A 20,453-nucleotide genomic window follows, 5' to 3' on the forward strand; every position below is an offset into this window, starting at 1 on the left:
GGCCGAGCCGACCGGGGGCCCAGCGTGACCGTCCTCGTGCTGCGGGCGCTCGGACTCGGCGACACGCTGACGGGCGTGGCCGCACTGCGCGGGGTGCGGCGGGCCTGGCCGGGACACCGGATAGTGCTCGCCGCGCCCCGGCCGCTCGGCCAGCTGCTCGCCGACCACGGGATCGTCGACGCCGTCCTGCCCACCCAGGGGCTTGCCCGCCTCCCCTGGCCCTGGGCCGGGCCGGGCGGCGCCCAGGACGCGCCCGGATGCCTCGCGGTCGACCTGCACGGGAGCGGGCCGCAGAGCCACCGCGTGCTGCAGGCGACCCGGCCGGACGCCCTGATCGCGTTCGACAGCCCGGACGCCGACCACCTCGGTCCCCGGTGGGACGACGACGAGCACGAGGTGCTCCGCTGGTGTCGGCTCGTGCGGAGCGTCGGCGGACCGTGCGGGCCGGAGGACCTACGCCTCGGCCCGGCGGATCCGCCGGGCGGCCGGGCCGACGTGGTGGTCCACCCGGGCGCCGCAGCGGAGGCCCGCCGCTGGCCCGCCGATCGCTGGGCGCGGGTCGTCGCCGCACTCGCCGCGCGGGGCCATCACGTGGTCCTCACCGGGTCCGAGTCGGAGCGGGACCTCTGCGCCCAGGTGCGGCTCCAGGCGAACGCGGGCGGTGCCGTGCGCGACACCTCGGGCCGGCTCGGCCTGTCCGCGCTCGCCGGGCTCGTGTCCACCGCCCGGCTCGTCGTCAGCGGGGACACCGGCATCGCCCACCTCGCCACCGCGTACGGTACGCCGTCGGTCACGCTGTTCGGGCCCACGCCGCCGGCGCTGTGGGGGCCGACGCTCGACCTGGACCGCCACGTCGTCATCTGGCACGGCGAGCGGGGAGCTCCGCGGCGCGACCCGAATGCTGGACGGCTCGACCCGGCGCTGGCCCGGGTAGCGGTCGACGAGGTGGTCGCCGCCTGCGAGTCGACGCTCACGCGGCTCCCCGGGACCGCGAACGGAACCACGACACCGTCCGGTCCAGACCGTCCGTCCAGCCGACCTGCGGTTCCCAGCCCAGCTCCGTACGCGCGAGGGTGATGTCGGGACAGCGCATCCCCGGGTCGTCCACGGGCCGTTCGACGTACTCGACGGGCGACCTGGAGCCGGTCGCCCTGATCACGTCCTCGGCGATCTGGCGCACGGTGAGCTCGTGCGGGTTGCCGAGGTTCATCGGGCCGGGGTGCCCGCTGTGCGCGAACGCCAGGAGACCCGCCACCAGGTCGTCGACGTAGCAGAGCGACCGCGTCTGGCTGCCGTCACCGGCGACCGTGAGCGGCTCGCCCGCGAGCGCCTGCCTGATGAAGGTGGGCACCACCCGCCCGTCGTGCCCCCGCATGCGGGGTCCGTAGGTGTTGAAGATCCGGACGATGCCCGTGTCGGTCCCGAGCGCGCGCCGGTAACCCGCGGTGAGGGCCTCGCCGAAGCGCTTGGACTCGTCGTAGACGCTTCTCGGTCCGACGCTGCTCACGTTCCCCCAGTACTCCTCGGTCTGGGGATGAACCTGTGGATCGCCGTACACCTCGGACGTGGAGGCGAGCACGAGGCGCGCGCCGTGCTCGCCCGCAAGGTCGAGTGCGGCGCGGGTGCCGCGCGAGCCGGCGTCGAGCGTCTCGATGGGGTGCTCGAGGTAGTCGACGGGTGACGCCGGCGAGGCGAGGTGCAGGACCAGGTCGACGCCGGAGCGCAGGGCGGCCCGGACCGGACGGGAGCCGAATCCCTCGGCCACGTCGCACTGCTCGAACTGGAACGCGGGATGCCCGCGCAGGCCGCCGAGGTTGTCGGGGGCGCCCGTCAGGAGGTTGTCGAGGCAGACAACCTCCGCCCCGGAGTCGAGGAGCGCCTCGCACAGTCTGCTGCCCACGAATCCGGCACCGCCGGTGACGACCGCCCTCATCGCGGGACCTCACCAGGGCATGGGTTCCAGCCGTCGCCGCGCATGGGGTCGTCCTCTCACCGGAGCTCCGGCAGCCTGGTCTCGACCGCACCGTTCAACGGTGCACCGGAGCCACTTCACTCGCAGCCGAGCGCCGGTGCCGGTCCAGTGGCCCGCGCGACGTGACACCCTGGTCCCGTGAGCTTCACGCACCTTGACGACCGCGGCCAGGCCCGCATGGTCGATGTCACCGCCAAGCAGCCGACGATCCGCTCCGCCACCGCGACGGGCACCGTCCGCTGCGGTCCCGACGTCGTGCGGGCGCTGCGCGACGGCGCCGTCCCCAAGGGGGACGTGCTGGCCGTCGCCCGGATCGCCGGGATAGCTGCCGCGAAGAGGACGCCGGAGCTGCTGCCGCTCGCGCACGTCATCGGCGTGCACGGCGCCGCGGTGGACCTCGAGGTGACCGACGACGGTGTCACGATCACGGCGACCGTCCGCACCGCCGACCGCACGGGGGTGGAGATGGAGGCGCTCACCGCTGTCGCGGTCGCGGGCCTTGCCGTCGTCGACATGGTCAAGGGCCTGGACAAGTCCGTCTCGCTCGCGGACGTGCGCCTGGAGCGCAAGACGGGCGGCAAGTCGGGCGACTGGGTGCGTCCGGCATGATCACCGTCCGCTACTTCGCCGGCGCCCGGGCGGCCGCAGGGGTCGCCACCGAACAGGTCGGCGGCCCAACGTCGGTGGCCGCTCTCCGCGCAGCCCTCACGACGGCGCACCCGGCGCTGACCGCCGTCCTCCCGAAGTGCGCGCTGCTGATTGCGGGGACCCGGGCTCCGTCAGACGACACGGAGATCCCGGACGAGGTGACGGTGGACGTGCTCCCGCCCTTCGCAGGGGGCTGACCGACCCCCCTGGTCGTGGGCGACCGTCGGGCTAGTGGTCGCCGCCGACGAGCTGCGAGCGGACGTGCGGCCAGAGTGTGAGCACCACCTGCAGCCCGTCGCGCACCCCGCCCGACGACCCGGGCAGGTTCACCACCAGCGCACGGTCCCCGTCGGCCGTGCCGGCGATCCCGGCCAGCCCTCTGGAGAGCGCGGCGGTGGGCACGCCCGCCGCGATGCCCTGCCCGCGGACGGCCTCCGCGATCCCCGGGATCTCGTGGTCGAGCACCTCGCGCGTGCCCTCGGGGGTGAGGTCCCGGGGGGCGATCCCCGTGCCGCCCGTCGTGATGACGAGCCGCGCGCCGTCGTCGAGCACGGCGCGCAGCACGTCCCGGACCGACTCGACGCCGTCGGGCACCAGGTGGTGGTGCACGTCCGTGAGCCCGGCCTGCTCGAGGAGCGACACCGCCGTCGGGCCGGACCTGTCCTCGGCCTCGCCGCGTGCACAACGGTCGGAGACGGTGATCACCGCTACCCGGTCGGACGTCATACCGACACGCTATCGGCCTCCGGCTCGTGGGGCTTTGCCGCCTCGGCTGCCTCGGTCGTCCCGGCGGCCTTGTCGCGACGGTACGCGCGCACCGACCAGGCGACGGCGACGGCCCAGGCCACCCAGATCACCACGTACACGGTGTTCATCAGGACGGGGCCTGCGGCGATCCAGTCGCTGTTGAGCAGCGTCCGCGCGTTGGTGAGGATGATGACGCCGCCCACGAGCGAACCGAGGACACGCGGGGGCACGAGGCGCACGAGCCAGGCGGCGATCGGCGCGGCGATCAGCCCACCGATGAGCAGGGCCAGCACCCAGGTGTAGTCGATCCCTTCACCGCTGAGGCCGACGAAGAAGCCGACGCTGGCCGCGATGGCCACGAAGAACTCGCTGGTGTCGATCGAGCCGATCACCTTGCGGGGCTCCATGCGGCCGCTCGCGAGGATCGCGGGGGTACCGACGGGACCCCAGCCGCCACCGCCGGTGGCGTCCATGAAGCCGGCCACGAGGCCGAGCGGCGTGAGGAAGCGACGGCGCAGCGGCTTGTTCGAACGCGTGGGGAGGCCCTGCACGGTGAACCGGAGCAGCACGTAGATGCCGAGCGCGAGCAGGATCAGCGACATCACCGGCTTGGCGATCTCGGTGGAGAGCGACGACAGGAAGGTGGCACCGGCGAACGCACCGATGGCGCCCGGGATACCGATGCGGGCGACGACCTTCCAGTCCACGTTGCCGAAGCGCCAGTGCGAGGCGCCGGAGGCGAGGGTGGTACCGATCTCGGCGAGGTGCACGGTGGCGGACGCCGCGGCGGGGTTGGTGCCGATCGCGAGCAGCAGGGTCGTGGAGGTCACGCCATAGGCCATGCCCAGACTGCCATCCACAAGCTGTGCGCCGAGGCCGACGAGCGCCAGCAGGATCAGGGTTCTCATGGTCATGACCTTCCAGGTCCAGGGAATACGGCGGAGGCCGCACCAGTGCGGCCCGCGCCAGAGTAATCACCTAACCCGGTCGGAAACAACGACCATCTCACAGGTCGGATAAGTGCGCATGCCGAAGCCGGGTGAAAGCTCTGGGATCCGTCAGAATTCGGCCAAGGACCGGGCTCCGGTGAGGGTCAGGAGTTGGCCCAGGCCGACTCGCCCTGCGTGAGGGCGCGGACCTCGTCCGGCAGCGTGCCACCCACCAGGTCGGCGAGCGAGACCGCCTCCAGCACGGCGCGGACGTTGGCGCGCAGCGCCACCCACACGTGGAGCAGCGGTGCGGCCGGACCCTGGAACTCCAGGTCGGACGGCCGGGTGCCGCGGACGAAGACCAGCGGACCGTCGACGGCCCGCACGACGTCGGCGACGGTGATCGAGTCGGCCGAGCGCGCCAGCCGGTACCCACCGCCGGCCCCGCGGTGGCTCGTGACGAGCCCGTCGCGGCGCAGGTCGCTCAGGATGCCCTCCAGGAACCGGTGGGGGATGTCCTGCGCCCGGGCCAGGGCCTCGGCGCGGACGGGTCCGTCGTGGTCGGCCGCCGCCAGCTCGGCGGCTGCCCGGACGGCGTAGTCGGCTCGTGCGGAGATCCTCATGCGCCCATTCTCTCCCGCGCACCCGCATGATGTGCCGATCGATCGCGTTTCCGCAGACCAGGAGAAACCTCTTGAATGGACCCGCAGAATCGGTGATACCGTCGACCACGTGCCGCACATGAGGATTCGAGAGGCCGCCGCGTACCTCGGCGTCAGTGACGACACCGTGCGCCGCTGGATCGACCGTGGGCTGCTCGGCGTCCGCACGGACGGCTCCGGTCGCAAGGTCGTCGACGGGTACGAGGTGGCGATGGTGGCGCGTGAGCACGCCTCGCCACCCGGCCTGCCACCAGGTCTGCGCAGCTCCGCACGCAACCGCTTCGTCGGCCTGGTCACCGCTGTCCAGGCCGACACCGTCATGGCGCAGGTCGAGCTGCAGTGCGGGCCGTTCCGCGTCGTCTCGCTGATGAGCAGCGAGGCCGTGCGCGATCTCGGGCTGGAGCCGGGATCGGTCGCGGTGGCGGTCATCAAGTCGACGAACGTCGTGATCGAGACCGAGAACCGGCCGGGTTCCGTATGAAGCCGCGTATGAAGCCGCGTACGAGCGGGAACGCTCACCGGCGGATGGCGGGCGTGCTGGCCGCGGGGCTCCTGGCTGCGGGAACGCTGTCGGCCTGCGGCGGACCACCCGGTGCCGACGGCGAGGACGCGCCGTCCGACCGGACGCTCACCGTCTACGCGGCAGCGTCGTTGACCAGCACGTTCGAGCAGATCGCCGCGGACTTCGAGGCGGCGCACGACGGCGTCTCCGTCGAGCTGTCCTTCGCCGGCTCCTCCGACCTGGCCGCACAGCTCCAGCAGGGCGCCCCGGCGGACGTGTTCGCGTCGGCGGACACCGCCAACATGGACAAGCTCGCGGCGGACGGCCTGCTGGCGGGGACACCCGCCGACTTCGCGGCGAACACCCTGATGATCGCCGTCCCGCCGGGCAACCCCGCGGGTGTCACGTCGCTCGCGGACCTGGCCGGCGACGACGTGAACCTGGTCGTCTGCGCGCCAGAGGTGCCGTGCGGCGCGGCGACCGAACGGGTCGAGCAGGCGGGCGGCGTCTCGTTCTCCCCCGTCAGCGAGGAGCAGAGCGTCACCGACGTCCTGAACAAGGTCAGCACCGGCGAGGCCGACGCCGGCCTCGTCTACGTCACGGACGTGCGCGCCGCCGGCGACCGGGTCGAGGGCATCGAGTTCCCCGAGTCGGACGAGGTCGTCAACGTGTATCCCGTCTCGGCTCTCGAGGACAGTACGGAGCCAGAGCTCGCCCGGGAGTTCGTCGAGGCCGTGCTGGGCCCGGACGGGCAGAAGGTGCTGTCCGACGCCGGCTTCGCGGCGCCATGATCCCCCGGTGGGTCGGCGGGGTCGCGGCGGTGGGTGCGCTGCTCGTGGTGGTCCCTCTCGTGGCGTTGGCGGCCCGCGTGGACTGGCCGAACTTCTGGGCCCTGATCAGCAGTGAGTCGTCGGTGGCGGCGCTGCTCCTGAGCCTGCGCACCTCGGCCGTGAGCACGCTGCTGTGCCTGGTGGTGGGAGTACCGCTGGCGCTGGTGCTGGCCCGTGCCGGCTTCCCGGGGATCAACCTGCTGCGTTCGCTGGTGCTCGTACCGCTCGTCCTGCCGCCCGTGGTGGGTGGGATCGCGCTCCTGTACACCTTCGGACGCCGCGGGCTGCTCGGCGAGTCGCTCGAGGTGGCGGGTGTCCAGATCGCGTTCTCCACGACGGCGGTCGTGCTGGCGCAGACCTTCGTGGCCCTGCCGTTCCTCGTCATCAGCCTGGAGGGCGCCCTCCGCACGGCGGGCACCCGGTACGACGTCGTCGCCGCGACCCTGGGCGCCCGGCCCACCACCGTCCTGCTCCGGGTGACCCTGCCGCTGGTGTGGCCCGGCCTGTTGTCCGGCACGGTGCTTTCCTTCGCGCGTTGCCTGGGCGAGTTCGGCGCGACCATCACGTTCGCCGGCAGCCTGCAGGGCGTCACGCGGACGCTGCCGCTGGAGATCTACCTGCAGCGGGAGACCGATCCGGACGCGGCCGTGGCACTGTCCCTCGTCCTCGTGGCGGTCGCCGTGCTCGTCATCGGCCTCACCCGCCGTAGCCGGAGCGCCCTGTGAACCTTTCCCTCTCCGCGCATCTCCCGGACCGTGACGTCCAGCTCGACATCGAGGTCGCCGACGGAGAGACCGTCGCCCTGCTCGGTCCCAACGGTGCGGGCAAGTCCACGCTCCTGGCGGTCGCAGCCGGCCTGCTGCGCCCGCACGACGGCCGGGTCACGCTGGGCGACCGCACGCTCACCCACGTCGAGGCGGGCCGCACCCGCACCTGGGTACGCCCGCACGCACGGCAGGTGGCCCTGCTGGCGCAGGACCCCCTGCTGTTCCCGCATCTCTCGGTGCGGCAGAACATCGCGTTCGGACCCCGGGCCCGCGGCGCCTCCCGGCTTTCGGCCGGCGCGGAGGCGGACCGCTGGCTGGACCGGATCGGCCTGGCCGACCTGGGTGGGCGGAGCCCGTCCGCGATCTCCGGCGGGCAGGCCCAGCGTGTCGCGGTGGCCCGGGCCCTTGCCACCGGACCCCGGCTCCTGCTGCTCGACGAGCCAATGGCCGCCCTCGACGTCGACGTCGCTCCCGCGTTGCGACACCTGCTGCGTGAGGTCCTCCGCGAGCAGACCGTCGTCATCGCCACGCACGACGTCCTGGACGCGCTCCTGCTCGCCGACCGGGTGGTCGTGCTCGACGGCGGCCGCGTCGTCGAGCAGGGCCCTACCCGCGAGGTCCTCTCCCGGCCTCGGAGCGCGTTCGCCGCCCGGATCGCCGGCCTGAACATCGTGACTGGCGCCTGGTCCGACGAGGACGGCGGTGTCCGCGCTGCGACCGGCGACCTGGTCCAAGGCCGTCCGCACGACGACGGCGGGGGAACCGAGCGAACGCTGCCCGCGACTGGTACCCCGATGATCGCGGCGTTCCGCCCGACAGCCGTCTCTGTCTTCCCTGCCCGCGCTGCCGGCTCCCCCCGCAACTCCTGGCCGGTCACAGTCACCGCCCTCGAACCGCACGGTGACCTCGTGCGGGTCCGGGCCGGGAGCCTCAGCGCGGACATCACGCCTCAGGCGGCGGCCGACCTCGCGCTCGCGCCGGGCGACTCCGTCTGGCTCACGGTCAAGGCGACCGAGGTCGACCTGTACCCGGCCTGACGATCCGCGCCCGGCCGCGGGGGTGCGGTCAGGCCAGGATCTGGCCGGCCCGCTGTGCGGAGGCCGCGAACGAGCCGGTCAGTGGCAGTTCCGGCAGGATCACGGCCTGGGCGGCGTGATAGACGTCGGGCTTGCCGATCCATGTCCGGCCCGACGGCTGGTTGTCCGTGTCGAGCTCGTGGTACCAGGAGCCGTGCTCGGTGTCGACGAGGTTCTCCCGGATCCAGGCCCACCACTCGGCCTCCAGCTCGGCGTAGCGCGCCTCGCCGGTGACCCGCCCCAGCACCTGCGCGGTCGCGACCGCCTCGGCAGCCACCCAGTGGAAACGCCGCGCCTCTACCGGAGTGCCCGACCAGTCGGTGGTGTACACGAAGCCACCCCCCTCGGGATCCCATCCGTCGGCCACGGCTCGCTCGAACAGCGCGACGGCGGCCTGGGTCCGTCGACCGGACGTGCCCGCCTCGGCATCGATCTGCAGCAGCAACCGGGCCCACTCCAGCCCGTGACCGGGTGTAGCGCCGTACGGCTTGAACGGGTCATGGGGCCGGTCCGCGTTGTACTCGAGGAGCGGGTTCCACGCCGCGTCGAAGTGCTCAGGGATCCGCCAGTCGTTCGGCTCCGCCCAACTCACCACGCGATCGCCGATGGCCGCCGCACGGTCCAGCCACAAACCGTCTCCCGTCGCGGCGTGGGCTGCCAGCAGCGCCTCGACGGCGTGCATGTTCGCGTTCACACCGCGGTAGTCGGAGATCTCGGACCAGTCGCGTGACCGCTCGTCGAGGTGCAGCCCCTGCTCCAGCTCCCAGAACCGCGCGTCCAGCACGGCGAGGGCGTTGGTCAGCAGGTCCGACGCTCCTGCAATGCCCGCGATCTTGCCGGACGAGGCGGCAAGCACCACGAAGGCGTGCGCGTACGCCTGCTTCGTGCCCACGACCTCGTCTCCCTCACCCCGGGCCGCGAGCCATCCGCCGTACTCCGCATCGCCCAGAACGTCCTGGAGACCGCTGATGGCCCGCGCGGCATACTCGTCCGCACCACTGACCCCGAGCAGGTGCCCCAACGCGAAGACGTGCGCCATGCGCGACGTGATCCACGTTTCCGCAGGATGTGAACTGTCAGGCTGCCCGTGGTCGTCGAGCCAGCTGGAGGCCCCGTCCACACGAACCGATGCCTCGGCGAAACGCAGCAGCGAGACGAAGTGGTCCCTGCGCCACGCCGACGCACTCGCGCTCGAGGGCTGGTTGGTGGTCGAGTCCGCGCCGGTGCGGGTTATGTCTGCGTTCACATGGCCACGATAGCCGCGGTCGATGTGTCCCCGGCAAATCTGCCTCGTGCCCCGGCCCGGCCGGAGCTACCGACCGCGACTTCGCCGGCTGACGCGCACGGCCTGGTGTGCTGTTCCTGCCGGGATCGTTCCCGGCCGGGATTGTTCTGGGTATGCGTGTAGGGGGTGGAGCCCGCACCCACCCCCGCATGGGGGTTGTGCTGGGCTCCACCCCCTACCCGGGAATGGTTGTCCGGCGGCGTCCTACTCTCCCACCCCGTCTCCAGGGCAGTACCATCGGCGCTGTGAGGCTAAGCTTCCGGGTTCGGAATGGGACCGGGCGTTTCCCCCACGCTATGACCACCGTAACACTATCGAGAAGGCAAAACCCCAACACCCCTCACCAACAACCCCATGAAAGGGAGCAGTAGGTGAGTGGGGGGTTTGGTGCCCGTGACTCGGGAACCGCATAGTGGACGCGAAACAACTCTCTGAAGACTTTATTAACCTGTGGGGTGTGTGTTGTGAAGTTATCGGCAATTAGTACCGGTCAGCTCCGACAGTCTTTAGTCCTGCCTTCCACATCCGGCCTATCAACCCAGTGGTCTGCTGGGTGCCTCCCACACACAAGGTGTCTGGAAACCTCATCTCGAAGCAGGCTTCCCGCTTAGATGCTTTCAGCGGTTATCCCTTCCGAACGTAGCCAACCAGCCATGCTCCTGGCGGAACAACTGGCACACCAGAGGTTCGTCCGTCCCGGTCCTCTCGTACTAGGGACAGCCCTTCTCAAGTTTCCTGCGCGCGCAGCGGATAGGGACCGAACTGTCTCACGACGTTCTAAACCCAGCTCGCGTACCGCTTTAATGGGCGAACAGCCCAACCCTTGGGACCTACTCCAGCCCCAGGATGCGACGAGCCGACATCGAGGTGCCAAACCATGCCGTCGATATGGACTCTTGGGCAAGATCAGCCTGTTATCCCCGGGGTACCTTTTATCCGTTGAGCGACGGCGCTTCCACAAGCCACCGCCGGATCACTAGTTCCGACTTTCGTCCCTGCTCGACCTGTCGGTCTCACAGTCAAGCTCCCTTGTGCACTTGCACTCGACACCTGATTGCCAACCAGGCTGAGGGAACCTTTGAGCGCCTCCGTTACATTTTAGGAGGCAACCGCCCCAGTTAAACTACCCACCAGGCACTGTCCCTGATCCGGATCACGGACCGAGGTTAGACATCCGAAGCGATCAGAGTGGTATTTCAACAATGACTCCACCCGAGCTGGCGCCCTGGCTTCACAGTCTCCCACCTATCCTACACAAACCGCACCGAACACCAATACCAAGCTATAGTAAAGGTCCCGGGGTCTTTCCGTCCTGCTGCGCGTAACGAGCATCTTTACTCGTAGTGCAATTTCGCCGAGTTCGCGGTTGAGACAGCGGAGAAGTCGTTACGCCATTCGTGCAGGTCGGAACTTACCCGACAAGGAATTTCGCTACCTTAGGATGGTTATAGTTACCACCGCCGTTTACTGGGGCTTAAATTCTGAGCTTCGCCCAAAGGCTGACTCGTCCTCTTAACCTTCCAGCACCGGGCAGGCGTCAGTCCGTATACATCGTCTTGCGACTTCGCACGGACCTGTGTTTTTAGTAAACAGTCGCTTCTCCCTGGTCTCTGCGGCCCTCCCCGCGTCCCCCAGCAAGTGGGTTAACGGTTCAGGCCCCCCTTCTCCCGAAGTTACGGGGGCATTTTGCCGAGTTCCTTAACCACGATTATCTCGATCGCCTTAGTATTCTCTACCTGACCACCTGAGTCGGTTTAGGGTACGGGCGGCTAGTCCCTCGCGTCGAGGCTTTTCTAGGCAGCATAGGATCACCAGATTCCCGCATACACGGTCTCTATCAGCTCTCACCCTTCGTGCCCCACGGATTTGCCTATGGGACGGGCTACGACCTTGGACATGGACAACCATCGCCACGCCTGGCTACCTTCCTGCGTCACCCCTGTTAACACGCTTACCTACTACCGGATCAGGTCCCACGCCGCCCCAGCGGTCCGGTCCGAAGACCAGTGTGCTGGCTTGGGGTGGTTAGTATCACCGGGCTCGGTATGGGCGGTACTTCGCCGGTAGGAGAATATCAACTCCTTGTCCATCGACTACGCCTGTCGGCCTCGCCTTAGGTCCCGACTTACCCAGGGCGGATGAACCTGGCCCTGGAACCCTTGGTCATTCGGCGGACGGGATTCACACCCGTCATTCGCTACTCATGCCTGCATTCTCACTCGTGTAGGCTCCACCGCTGGATCACTCCGCGACTTCACTGCCCACACGACGCTCCCCTACCCACCCACACACCTGAACACACGGAACAAGTCCGCATGCTGGGCTTGCGATCAAACGCAATGTGAGTGCCACGGCTTCGGCGGTGTGCTTGAGCCCCGCTACATTGTCGGCGCGGAATCACTTGACCAGTGAGCTATTACGCACTCTTTCAAGGGTGGCTGCTTCTAAGCCAACCTCCTGGTTGTCTGTGCAACTCCACATCCTTTCCCACTGAGCACACGCTTTGGGGCCTTAGCCGGTGATCTGGGCTGTTTCCCTCTCGACCACGGAGCTTATCCCCCGCAGTCTCACTGCCGCGCTTACGACTTACCGGCATTCGGAGTTTGGCTGACGTCAGTAACCTGGTGAGGCCCATTAGCCATCCAGTAGCTCTACCTCCGGCAAGAAACACGCGACGCTGCACCTAAATGCATTTCGGGGAGAACCAGCTATCACGAAGTTTGATTGGCCTTTCACCCCTAACCACAGGTCATCCCCCAGGTTTTCAACCCTGGTGGGTTCGGTCCTCCACGCCGTCTTACCGGCGCTTCAACCTGCCCATGGCTAGATCACTTCGCTTCGGGTCTAGACCCGGCGACTCAATCGCCCTATTCGGACTCGCTTTCGCTACGGATACCCCACACGGGTTAACCTCGCCACCGAGCACTAACTCGCAGGCTCATTCTTCAAAAGGCACGCCGTCACCCCTACCAAGGAGGCTCCGACGGATTGTAGGCACACGGTTTCAGGTACTATTTCACTCCCCTCCCGGGGTACTTTTCACCTTTCCCTCACGGTACTTGTCCGCTATCGGTCACTAGGTAGTATTTAGGCTTAGCAAGTGGTCTTGCCAGATTCACACGAGATTTCACGGGCCCCGTGCTACTTGGGATCCCCTCCACCAGGCCGCACCATTTCGTCTACGGGACTCCCACCCACTACGGTCCGGTATTCAACCCGGTTCGACTATGACACGACTTTCTTACTGGCTGAAGAACTGTCAGATTCTTCCAGAAGGTCCCACAACCCCGCACACGCAACGCCTGACAGCTTGACACGCATACGGTTTGGCCTCATCCGCTTTCGCTCGCCACTACTCACGGAATATCTCTTCCTGTCGGTACTGAGATGTTTCACTTCCCGACGTTCCCTCCACACGCCCTATATATTCAGGCGCGGGTAACCGAACATGACTTCGGCTGGGTTCCCCCATTCGGAGACCCTCGGATCACAGCTCGTCTGCCAGCTCCCCGAGGATTATCGCAGGCTACAACGTCCTTCTTCGGCTCCTAGTGCCAAGGCATCCACCAATGTGCCCTTAAAAACTTCAGCAACACTACAATCACAGAAACCAAGATGACCACAAAACAACGACCACAAGCCAAAGACCCATGGTCATACATTTGCGATCGCAATCTTGGAAAAATTCAAAGATGCTCGCGTCCACTATGCAGTTCTCAAGCAACGGACGAACCCACCCGGCGAACCTCGTGACACCACAACCGGCAAGCCGGCGGGTATGACACGAACCAGATGACCCGTACTCGAACCAGAAACCCTCGACCACCCACCCACTCACATCATGAGTGGATGGGCCGGCCGGTTGTCTCAGGACCCAACAGTGTGCTTGGCAAGCCCCCACCACCCGGACCACCACGTTCCAACCCACGGTGCGCCTCCCGAAGGAGACACCAGCAGGCGTACTAGCAGCAGCCACCAGACGAGGTGACTCTTCGTCAATGTTCCACCCATGAGCAACCACCCCAGACGCGTACGGCCTGGGCCTGGCCTCTGCCACCAGCACCCACCTCGCTCCGCAGAGCTGGTCGGCGTCCCCGGTATCCGGGGCCTGGTGGAGATGAGCTCCTTAGAAAGGAGGTGATCCAGCCGCACCTTCCGGTACGGCTACCTTGTTACGACTTAGTCCCAATCGCCAGTCCCACCTTCGACCACTCCCTCCCTTACGGGTTGGGCCGTGAGCTTCGGGTGTTACCAACTTTCGTGACTTGACGGGCGGTGTGTACAAGGCCCGGGAACGTATTCACCGCAGCGTTGCTGATCTGCGATTACTAGCGACTCCGACTTCACGGGGTCGAGTTGCAGACCCCGATCCGAACTGAGACCGGCTTTTTGGGATTCGCTCCACCTCACGGTATCGCAGCCCTCTGTACCGGCCATTGTAGCATGCGTGAAGCCCAAGACATAAGGGGCATGATGATTTGACGTCATCCCCACCTTCCTCCGAGTTGACCCCGGCAGTCTCCCATGAGTCCCCGGCATAACCCGCTGGCAACATAGGATAAGGGTTGCGCTCGTTGCGGGACTTAACCCAACATCTCACGACACGAGCTGACGACAACCATGCACCACCTGTGTACGAGTGTCCAAAGAGTTCGTCATCTCTGACGCGTTCTCGTACATGTCAAGCCTTGGTAAGGTTCTTCGCGTTGCATCGAATTAATCCGCATGCTCCGCCGCTTGTGCGGGCCCCCGTCAATTCCTTTGAGTTTTAGCCTTGCGGCCGTACTCCCCAGGCGGGGCACTTAATGCGTTAGCTGCGGCACAGAACCAGTGGAACTGGCCCCACACCTAGTGCCCAACGTTTACGGCATGGACTACCAGGGTATCTAATCCTGTTCGCTCCCCATGCTTTCGCTCCTCAGCGTCAGTAACTGCCCAGAGACCTGCCTTCGCCATCGGTGTTCCTCCTGATATCTGCGCATTCCACCGCTACACCAGGAATTCCAGTCTCCCCTACAGCACTCTAGTCTGCCCGTACCCGATGCAAGCCCACAGTTGAGCCATGGGATTTCACACCAGACGCGACAGACCGCCTACGAGCTCTTTACGCCCAATAATTCCGGACAACGCTTGCGCCCTACGTATTACCGCGGCTGCTGGCACGTAGTTAGCCGGCGCTTCTTCTGCAGGTACCGTCACTTGCGCTTCTTCCCTGCTGAAAGAGGTTTACAACCCGAAGGCCGTCATCCCTCACGTGGCGTCGCTGCATCAGGCTTTCGCCCATTGTGCAATATTCCCCACTGCTGCCTCCCGTAGGAGTCTGGGCCGTGTCTCAGTCCCAGTGTGGCCGGTCGCCCTCTCAGGCCGGCTACCCGTCGACGCCTTGGTAGGCCATTACCCCACCAACAAGCTGATAGGCCGCGAGCCCATCCCCTACCGAAAAACTTTCCAACACCCACCATGCGGCAGGCGCTCATATCCGGTATTAGACCTCGTTTCCAAGGCTTATCCCGAAGTAGGGGGCAGGTTGCTCACGTGTTACTCACCCGTTCGCCACTGATCCACCCAGCAAGCTGGGCTTCACCGTTCGACTTGCATGTGTTAAGCACGCCACCAGCGTTCGTCCTGAGCCAGGATCAAACTCTCCGTAAAAGAGAAACATCCACACCCACCGAGGCAGGCGTGAACAATGATACCGGCCAGACCAATCTGATGATTAAGATCTGTCCAAAACAACCCCCACGACAATGCAACCCCACCAACCGGACGGTCAGCAAGGCCACACCCGCACAGGGGTTAAAACATTGGCATTGACTATCAAGCACACTGTTGAGTTCTCAAACAACCGACGCACACCGTCAGAGTCATCATCCGCTGGATGCTGACCCCATCCGGGGCAACCTCTTCAACTTACCAGACCCGAACCCGCCTCGCAAACTTGCCGGTCCTGTTGGACCTGCGTGCTCTACGAGAGAGGATCCACATCTGATATCCCGCAGGACAATCAGAACTGCCCTGCATCAGAGATGGGATCCAGCCCCGGCGCGGCCACCCGGGCCGTTTCAGGCCCTGTGTCCGTCGGCCCGTCGGGCTGACATCCAGAACATTACGTCAGGTGCAGGGGTGCGTCAAAGTCGAGGCCCGTGACGGCGGACACAGAAGCCCTGTTCACCGCATGTTTTTCCAAGAGCGCCTCAGGTCCGAGCGGTCGGCAGCCATGTGAGACGGCCTCGGTCGCCGCCTGGAGCGGCGGATTCGCCCTGACCAGACCAAGAACTCACCTCGTCGGCCATGTGTACGTAATCTTTGATTCAGATTTCGCCATCGAGGCGACGCGAGCCGCCCCACCTGCCGGGACTAACCCTGGCTGGAAGCCAGTCCCAGTCCCAGCATCTCCTCGAGCTGCCCGTGCGAGACCCCGAAGGCTTCGACGAGGCGCGCCTCGCCGTCGAGCGCCGGCCCGACGTCGATCACCGCGACGTCGCTGTAGATCCGCGACACGCAGCCCACCCCTGTGAGGGGGAGCGTGCACTCGCGTACGAGCTTGGGCCGGCCGTCCTTGGTCAGCAGCTTCATCATGACGACGCTCCGCTTGGCGCCGACAGCGAGATCCATCGCCCCGCCCACCGCAGGAACGGCCCCGGGACTGCCTGTGGACCAGTTCGCCAGGTCGCCCGACGTCGACACCTGGAAGGCGCCGAGCACACAGACGTCGATGTGTCCGCCGCGCATCATGGCGAACGAGTCCGCCTGGTGGAAGTACGCGGCACCGGCCAGCTCGGTGACCGGGACCTTGCCCGCATTGATCAGCTCCGGGTCCACGAGGTCAGCTCGCGGCGACGGCCCCATGCCGAGCAGGCCGTTCTCCGTGTGCAGGGTGATGCCGGAGTCGGCCGGCAGGTGGTCGGCCACGAGCGTCGGCAGGCCGATCCCCAGATTCACGTACGAACCGGGCCGGATGTCCGCGGCCACAAGGGCCGCGAGCTGCGCCGTGGACAGGGGAGCCGTACCGCGCGAGCCTGCCGCGACCGTCTCCGCGCTCACGATGCGGCTCCTCGTTCTGTGGGCTGCGCGCCCGCGAGGGTGGTCCCGCCGTCGATCTCCACCACGGCGTCGACGTAGATGCCCGGGGTCACCACCGTCTCGGGGTCGATCGATCCGATCGGAACCACGTGGGTCACCTGAGCCACCGTCCGTCGCGCGGCCGTGGCCATGACCGGCCCGAAGTTCCTGGCCGTCTTGCGGTAGACGAGGTTGCCGGCGCCGTCTGCCCGGAAGGCCTTGACCAGGGCGAGGTCAGCGTGGATCGGTGACTCGAAGACCATCGGGACGCCGTCGACCACGCGTGTCTCCTTGCCCTCGGCCAGCGGGGTCCCGAAGCCGGTCGGGGTGAAGAAGCCACCCAGGCCTGCGCCGGCTGCGCGGATCCGCTCGGCGAGGTTGCCCTGCGGGACCAGCTCGAGCTCGATCCGGCCCGCGCGATAGGCCTCGTCGAAGTGCCAGGAGTCCACCTGCCGGGGAAACGAGCACACGATCCGGCGGACGCGGCCCAGGTGGATGAGGCGAGCCAGGGCGTCCTCCCCGTTGCCCGCGTTGTTGGAGACGACGACGAGATCGCCGGCGCCCTGCGCGAGGAGCGCCTCGATGAGCTCGACCGGCTGACCGGCAGGTCCGAACCCGCCGATCATCACCGTCGAACCGTCGGCGACATCGCCCACCGCGTCCGGGGCGGTCCGCGCGAGCTGCACGCTCATGCGGTGGCTCGCACGTTCTCCAGCACCACTGCCATGCCCTGTCCGACGCCGATACAGATGGCCGCGACGCCCCACCGCTGGTCCTCCGCGACGAGCCGACGCGCGAGCGTCCCCAGGATCCTGGTGCCCGACGCACCGAGCGGATGGCCGAGCGCCGTCGCGCCGCCCCATGCGTTGACGATGTCCAGGTCCACGCCCCAGGCGTCGACGCAGGCGAGCGACTGAGCGGCGAACGCCTCGTTGAGCTCGACGGCGCCGACGTCGGCCCAGGCGATACCGCTCTTCGACAGCGCGCGGTCGACGGCTTCCACGGGGGCGTACCCGAAGTACTGCGGCTCGTTGGCGACCGACGCCCGGCCCGCGATACGGGCGAGCGGTTCCAGACCGGTGTGGTCGGCCGCGGTCTCCGAGCCGATCAGTGCGGAGCTGGCGCCGTCCGTCAGCGGTGAGGCGTTCCCCGCGGTGATGGTGCCGCCCTCCGCGCGGAACGACGGCTTCAGTGCGGCGAGCTGTTCCACGGTGCTCCCCGGGCGAACGGGTTCGTCCCGCAGCAGATCGGTGTCGGGGTACGCGGTGACCAGGTTGCCGTACCGGCCGGCCTCCCAGGCCTCGTGCGCCAGCCGGTGGCTGCGCAGGGCGAACTCGTCCTGGCGCTCTCGCGTGATGCCGTACTTCTCCCGCAGGCGTTCTGTGGCCTCACCGAGGGACACGGTCCAGTCAGGCCGCATCCGTGCGTTGACCAGCCGCCAGCCCAGCGTGGTCGAGACGAGCTCACCGTCGCCCGCCGGATAGGCACGCTCGGGCTTGCGCATCACCCACGGTGCGCGGCTCATCGACTCGACGCCACCAGCGACGACCACGTCGGCGTCGCCCGACTCCACGGCACGAGCCGCCTGGACGACTGCCTCGAGCGACGAGCCGCACAGCCGGTTCACGGTGGCCCCGGGAACCGTCAGGGGCAGCCCGGCGAGCAGGACCGCCATGCGCGCCACGTTCCGGTTCTCCTCGCCGGCGCCGTTCGCGTTGCCCAGGATGACGTCGTCGATCCGGGCCGGATCCAGGCCGGGTGCCCTGCGAGTCTGCTCCCCCACGACGAAGGCCGCGAGATCGTCCGGGCGGATCGCCGACAGCGCCCCGCCGTAACGGCCGAAGGGTGTGCGCACCGCGTCATAGACGTATGCGTGTCTCATCGATCCAGACCCCTGTCTGTTCGCTGTGCGCACACAAGTTCCATATGCGCACACTCACGCTAGCAGTCGGGCTCAGGTCCGGGTACGGGCCAGATCCGCCTCGATCGCGCGGGCGGCACGCAGCAGCGCCGGGAGTATCTCGGTGGCCATCTGCTCGACCGGTCCACGACGCACAGGTGCGGAGACGTTGACGGCTGCGACCACTCGGCCCGTCCCGTCCCGCAGGGGTGCGGCGACGGAGCGCAGACCCTCCTCGAGCTCCTGGTCGACGAGCGCCCAGCCCTGCTCCCGGACCGTGGCGAGCTCAGCGCGCAGCACACCCTTGTCCGTGATCGTGCGCGGGGTGAGCGGCGCGAGGGTGACGGCGGCCAGGAGGGCCTCGCGTTCGCCGTCCGGCACGTGTGCCAGGACGGCGCGTCCCATCGAGGTCGCGACCGCCGGGAACCTGGTGCCGATCTGGATCGCCGCGGACATGATGCGGTGGGTCGCCACGCGGGCCACGTACACGATGTCGGCGCCGTCGAGCACCGCCACCGACGACGACTCCCCGACATCCTCCGCCAGCTGCTCCAGGTGGGGCTGCGCGACCTCCGGCAGCGACAGGCTGGACAGGTACGCGTACCCGAGCTCGAGCACCTGGGGACGCAGCGCGAACACCCGCCCGTCGGTCACCACGTACCCGAGCTCGACCAGGGTGTGGAGGAAGCGCCGCGCGGACGCCCGGCTCAGCTCGGCCTCGCGGGCGACCTCGCTCAGGGTCATCCGGGCACGGTCCGTGCCGAACGCGCGGATCACGGCAAGGCCGCGCTCCAGCGACCGCACGAACTCGCCCGACCTGGTGCCGGCGTCGTGCACGATCTCCCCCATCCGAGGCCCTCCCTGCCAGCACGCGTCCGCTTCGCATCCTCGGCCGGCCGCGGGCCGCTCCAGCTCGCACACGGACCGGGGGGGTGCGTCACCTGGGCAGCACCCCCGCCCGGAGAGTCGCCAAGGCCGACGCCGGAACGCATCGTTGAGCTCCGACGTCCGCCCTGGTGTCTCTCCGAACGGGTGTGCCGCACGTGAACGTAGCGACAGCCGCAGGCCAGGTCAACAGTCGAGTGGCCTGGGTCACAACCGTGACCCGATCGGGATCGGCTCAGTCGCGGACGGCTAACCGACAGGCGGGCGGGGCCGCGCCGACGTCAGCACTGCGATCACGTCCTCCGGCGAGCCGCCGGAGCTAGCCAGCTCGACGATCTGCCGGGCGACGTCCCGCACAGCGACGTTCGTGTCGTTGGAGATGCTGCGCAGTCGCCCGAACGCCTCTTCGGCGTCGACGTTGAGGACGAAGGCAATGACACCCTTGGCCTGCTCGATGGACGCACGAGTCGCCGCTGACGCACGGATCGACTCGTTCGCCACCTCGTTCGCATGGGCCTTGATCGCGGCGGTCACATCGACGAAGTAGCCGACGAGTGCACCTACCTGGCGCGTGTCAGGGTCGCGGCTGCCCTGACCGACGACAGTCAGCGTCCGCTCGCTTCCCCGTGCGTCCATGATGCGGTGGACGCTGCTGAACGGCTTGCCCGTCACCGCGGCATTCGCCAGGACGCGTGACACGCGTGCACGATCGTAGGGATGCTTGTGAGCGAGGATGAGAGCCGTGGTCACGACCACCTCGCCGGGCTCGAAGCCGTGGATCCGGAACGTCTCGTCCGACCACCACCAGGCTTGCGTGGTCAGGTTGTAGCGGTAACGCCCTACTAAGTGGTTCATTCCGAGTGTGAGGGCACGCTCGATCTCCAAGGGTTCAACGGTCATTGTGCAGTCCTTTTGCGCGTGGTGCGCTGATGAGCCGCGGCCTGACCCGTCCCCGAGCCTAGCGGTTAATTCACCTCTCCGGAACCCGAGGAGAAAATCGTTGCCCTGCGAACGACACCGCCCCGTCCGGTGTTTCCGCTGGTGGGGCCCTCGTTCCTCGGCGCGCCGGAGGTGCGCCGACGCACGGCAGACGTTCACAGGCGCGGGGGCGCTGCTCCACATGGAACGGATCTCCCAGGCGTGGCCGCCTCAGGTCCAGGCGTTGTCGATCCCCCAACGACGAAGCCC

General features: G+C 67.6%; 17 protein-coding genes and 3 rRNA genes. 7 read left to right on the forward strand and 13 right to left on the reverse strand.

The features are described 5' to 3' along the window. The first annotated feature begins 24 nt into the window (after positions 1 to 24). On the forward strand, positions 25 to 1,077 hold the full coding sequence (locus ACFWE2_RS09795; RefSeq protein WP_377224031.1) for a glycosyltransferase family 9 protein: 1,053 nt from the start codon (positions 25 to 27) through the stop codon (positions 1,075 to 1,077). On the opposite strand, the gene ACFWE2_RS09800 is transcribed toward ACFWE2_RS09795, so the two are convergent. Beyond that, positions 971 to 1,933 carry an NAD-dependent epimerase/dehydratase family protein gene (locus tag ACFWE2_RS09800; protein WP_377224032.1) on the reverse strand — a complete coding sequence of 321 codons (963 nt, stop codon included), beginning with the start codon at positions 1,931 to 1,933 and terminating at the stop codon, positions 971 to 973. The genes ACFWE2_RS09795 and ACFWE2_RS09800 overlap by 107 nt on opposite strands. A gap of 177 nt (positions 1,934 to 2,110) precedes the next feature. Between ACFWE2_RS09800 and moaC the strand changes: the two genes are divergently transcribed. Continuing rightward, positions 2,111 to 2,581, forward strand: a complete 471-nt coding sequence (gene moaC, locus ACFWE2_RS09805; protein ID WP_116677209.1) for a cyclic pyranopterin monophosphate synthase MoaC — start codon at positions 2,111 to 2,113, stop codon at positions 2,579 to 2,581. Beyond that, positions 2,578 to 2,817, forward strand: coding sequence for a MoaD/ThiS family protein (locus tag ACFWE2_RS09810; RefSeq protein WP_377224033.1), 240 nt, complete (start codon positions 2,578 to 2,580; stop codon positions 2,815 to 2,817). The genes moaC and ACFWE2_RS09810 overlap by 4 nt, the downstream gene beginning before the upstream one ends. A gap of 31 nt (positions 2,818 to 2,848) precedes the next feature. On the opposite strand, the gene ACFWE2_RS09815 is transcribed toward ACFWE2_RS09810, so the two are convergent. The 3 genes from ACFWE2_RS09815 to ACFWE2_RS09825 form a co-directional block, all read right to left on the reverse strand. Beyond that, positions 2,849 to 3,346 (reverse strand): molybdenum cofactor biosynthesis protein B, encoded by a 498-nt coding sequence (locus ACFWE2_RS09815; protein WP_377224034.1) that lies wholly within the window; start codon positions 3,344 to 3,346, stop codon positions 2,849 to 2,851. Then, positions 3,343 to 4,275, reverse strand: coding sequence for a sulfite exporter TauE/SafE family protein (locus tag ACFWE2_RS09820; RefSeq protein WP_377224035.1), 933 nt, complete (start codon positions 4,273 to 4,275; stop codon positions 3,343 to 3,345). Before ACFWE2_RS09820 ends, ACFWE2_RS09815 begins: the two co-directional genes overlap by 4 nt. A gap of 185 nt (positions 4,276 to 4,460) precedes the next feature. Then, a complete protein-coding gene (locus tag ACFWE2_RS09825; RefSeq protein ID WP_377224036.1) occupies positions 4,461 to 4,919 on the reverse strand; it encodes an RrF2 family transcriptional regulator in 459 nt (152 codons plus the stop codon). A 109-nt stretch (positions 4,920 to 5,028) separates the two neighbouring features. Between ACFWE2_RS09825 and ACFWE2_RS09830 the strand changes: the two genes are divergently transcribed. Genes ACFWE2_RS09830 through ACFWE2_RS09845 form a run of 4 tightly spaced genes read left to right on the forward strand, consistent with a single transcriptional unit; the run spans position 5,029 to position 8,094 of the window. Further along, entirely contained in the window at positions 5,029 to 5,439 is a 411-nt protein-coding gene (locus tag ACFWE2_RS09830; RefSeq protein WP_377224037.1) for a molybdopterin-binding protein, read from the forward strand. Between the two features lie 8 nt (positions 5,440 to 5,447). Further along, positions 5,448 to 6,251: a molybdate ABC transporter substrate-binding protein gene (gene modA, locus ACFWE2_RS09835; RefSeq protein WP_377224038.1), complete on the forward strand. Its 804-nt coding sequence runs from the start codon at positions 5,448 to 5,450 to the stop codon at positions 6,249 to 6,251. Continuing rightward, positions 6,248 to 7,015, forward strand: a complete 768-nt coding sequence (locus tag ACFWE2_RS09840; protein ID WP_377224039.1) for an ABC transporter permease — start codon at positions 6,248 to 6,250, stop codon at positions 7,013 to 7,015. The genes modA and ACFWE2_RS09840 overlap by 4 nt, the downstream gene beginning before the upstream one ends. Further along, positions 7,012 to 8,094 carry a sulfate/molybdate ABC transporter ATP-binding protein gene (locus ACFWE2_RS09845; protein WP_377224040.1) on the forward strand — a complete coding sequence of 361 codons (1,083 nt, stop codon included), beginning with the start codon at positions 7,012 to 7,014 and terminating at the stop codon, positions 8,092 to 8,094. Before ACFWE2_RS09840 ends, ACFWE2_RS09845 begins: the two co-directional genes overlap by 4 nt. Positions 8,095 to 8,122: 28 nt before the next feature. Here the strand turns inward: ACFWE2_RS09845 and ACFWE2_RS09850 are convergent, their stop codons facing one another. The 9 genes from ACFWE2_RS09850 to ACFWE2_RS09890 form a co-directional block, all read right to left on the reverse strand. After that, on the reverse strand, positions 8,123 to 9,379 hold the full coding sequence (locus tag ACFWE2_RS09850; RefSeq protein ID WP_377224041.1) for an AGE family epimerase/isomerase: 1,257 nt from the start codon (positions 9,377 to 9,379) through the stop codon (positions 8,123 to 8,125). Between the two features lie 230 nt (positions 9,380 to 9,609). Next, positions 9,610 to 9,726, reverse strand: a 5S ribosomal RNA gene (gene rrf, locus ACFWE2_RS09855). Positions 9,727 to 9,879: 153 nt separating this feature from the next. Next, positions 9,880 to 13,010 (reverse strand): 23S ribosomal RNA (locus ACFWE2_RS09860). Positions 13,011 to 13,548: 538 nt separating this feature from the next. After that, positions 13,549 to 15,070, reverse strand: a 16S ribosomal RNA gene (locus tag ACFWE2_RS09865). Together the 16S, 23S and 5S rRNA genes form the textbook arrangement of a ribosomal RNA operon. Before the next feature lie 705 nt (positions 15,071 to 15,775). Continuing rightward, positions 15,776 to 16,462 carry a 3-oxoacid CoA-transferase subunit B gene (locus ACFWE2_RS09870; protein ID WP_377224042.1) on the reverse strand — a complete coding sequence of 229 codons (687 nt, stop codon included), beginning with the start codon at positions 16,460 to 16,462 and terminating at the stop codon, positions 15,776 to 15,778. Beyond that, positions 16,459 to 17,172: a 3-oxoacid CoA-transferase subunit A gene (locus ACFWE2_RS09875; protein WP_377224043.1), complete on the reverse strand. Its 714-nt coding sequence runs from the start codon at positions 17,170 to 17,172 to the stop codon at positions 16,459 to 16,461. The genes ACFWE2_RS09870 and ACFWE2_RS09875 overlap by 4 nt, the downstream gene beginning before the upstream one ends. Beyond that, entirely contained in the window at positions 17,169 to 18,362 is a 1,194-nt protein-coding gene (locus tag ACFWE2_RS09880; RefSeq protein WP_377224044.1) for a thiolase family protein, read from the reverse strand. The genes ACFWE2_RS09875 and ACFWE2_RS09880 overlap by 4 nt, the downstream gene beginning before the upstream one ends. A gap of 72 nt (positions 18,363 to 18,434) precedes the next feature. After that, on the reverse strand, positions 18,435 to 19,229 hold the full coding sequence (locus ACFWE2_RS09885) for an IclR family transcriptional regulator C-terminal domain-containing protein (protein ID WP_377224045.1): 795 nt from the start codon (positions 19,227 to 19,229) through the stop codon (positions 18,435 to 18,437). A 285-nt stretch (positions 19,230 to 19,514) separates the two neighbouring features. Then, a complete protein-coding gene (locus ACFWE2_RS09890; RefSeq protein ID WP_377224046.1) occupies positions 19,515 to 20,165 on the reverse strand; it encodes a PAS and ANTAR domain-containing protein in 651 nt (216 codons plus the stop codon). Positions 20,166 to 20,453: the final 288 nt, after the last annotated feature.

The sequence above is a fragment of the Promicromonospora sp. NPDC060271 genome, from assembly GCF_042726755.1.
In the GTDB taxonomy this organism is placed as follows: domain Bacteria; phylum Actinomycetota; class Actinomycetes; order Actinomycetales; family Cellulomonadaceae; genus Promicromonospora.

Bases quoted from the DNA above. Each gene is read 5' to 3' on its own strand.
- ACFWE2_RS09815 (WP_377224034.1), bottom strand. From the start codon at position 3,346: ATGACGTCCGACCGGGTAGCGGTGATCACCGTCTCCGACCGTTGTGCA.
- ACFWE2_RS09890 (WP_377224046.1), bottom strand. From the start codon at position 20,165: ATGACCGTTGAACCCTTGGAGATCGAGCGTGCCCTCACACTCGGAATG.
- ACFWE2_RS09800 (WP_377224032.1), bottom strand. From the start codon at position 1,933: ATGAGGGCGGTCGTCACCGGCGGTGCCGGATTCGTGGGCAGCAGACTG.
- ACFWE2_RS09810 (WP_377224033.1), top strand. From the start codon at position 2,578: ATGATCACCGTCCGCTACTTCGCCGGCGCCCGGGCGGCCGCAGGGGTC.
- ACFWE2_RS09825 (WP_377224036.1), bottom strand. From the start codon at position 4,919: ATGAGGATCTCCGCACGAGCCGACTACGCCGTCCGGGCAGCCGCCGAG.
- ACFWE2_RS09880 (WP_377224044.1), bottom strand. From the start codon at position 18,362: ATGAGACACGCATACGTCTATGACGCGGTGCGCACACCCTTCGGCCGT.
- modA (WP_377224038.1), top strand. From the start codon at position 5,448: ATGAAGCCGCGTACGAGCGGGAACGCTCACCGGCGGATGGCGGGCGTG.
- ACFWE2_RS09840 (WP_377224039.1), top strand. From the start codon at position 6,248: ATGATCCCCCGGTGGGTCGGCGGGGTCGCGGCGGTGGGTGCGCTGCTC.
- ACFWE2_RS09875 (WP_377224043.1), bottom strand. From the start codon at position 17,172: ATGAGCGTGCAGCTCGCGCGGACCGCCCCGGACGCGGTGGGCGATGTC.
- ACFWE2_RS09885 (WP_377224045.1), bottom strand. From the start codon at position 19,229: ATGGGGGAGATCGTGCACGACGCCGGCACCAGGTCGGGCGAGTTCGTG.
- ACFWE2_RS09820 (WP_377224035.1), bottom strand. From the start codon at position 4,275: ATGAGAACCCTGATCCTGCTGGCGCTCGTCGGCCTCGGCGCACAGCTT.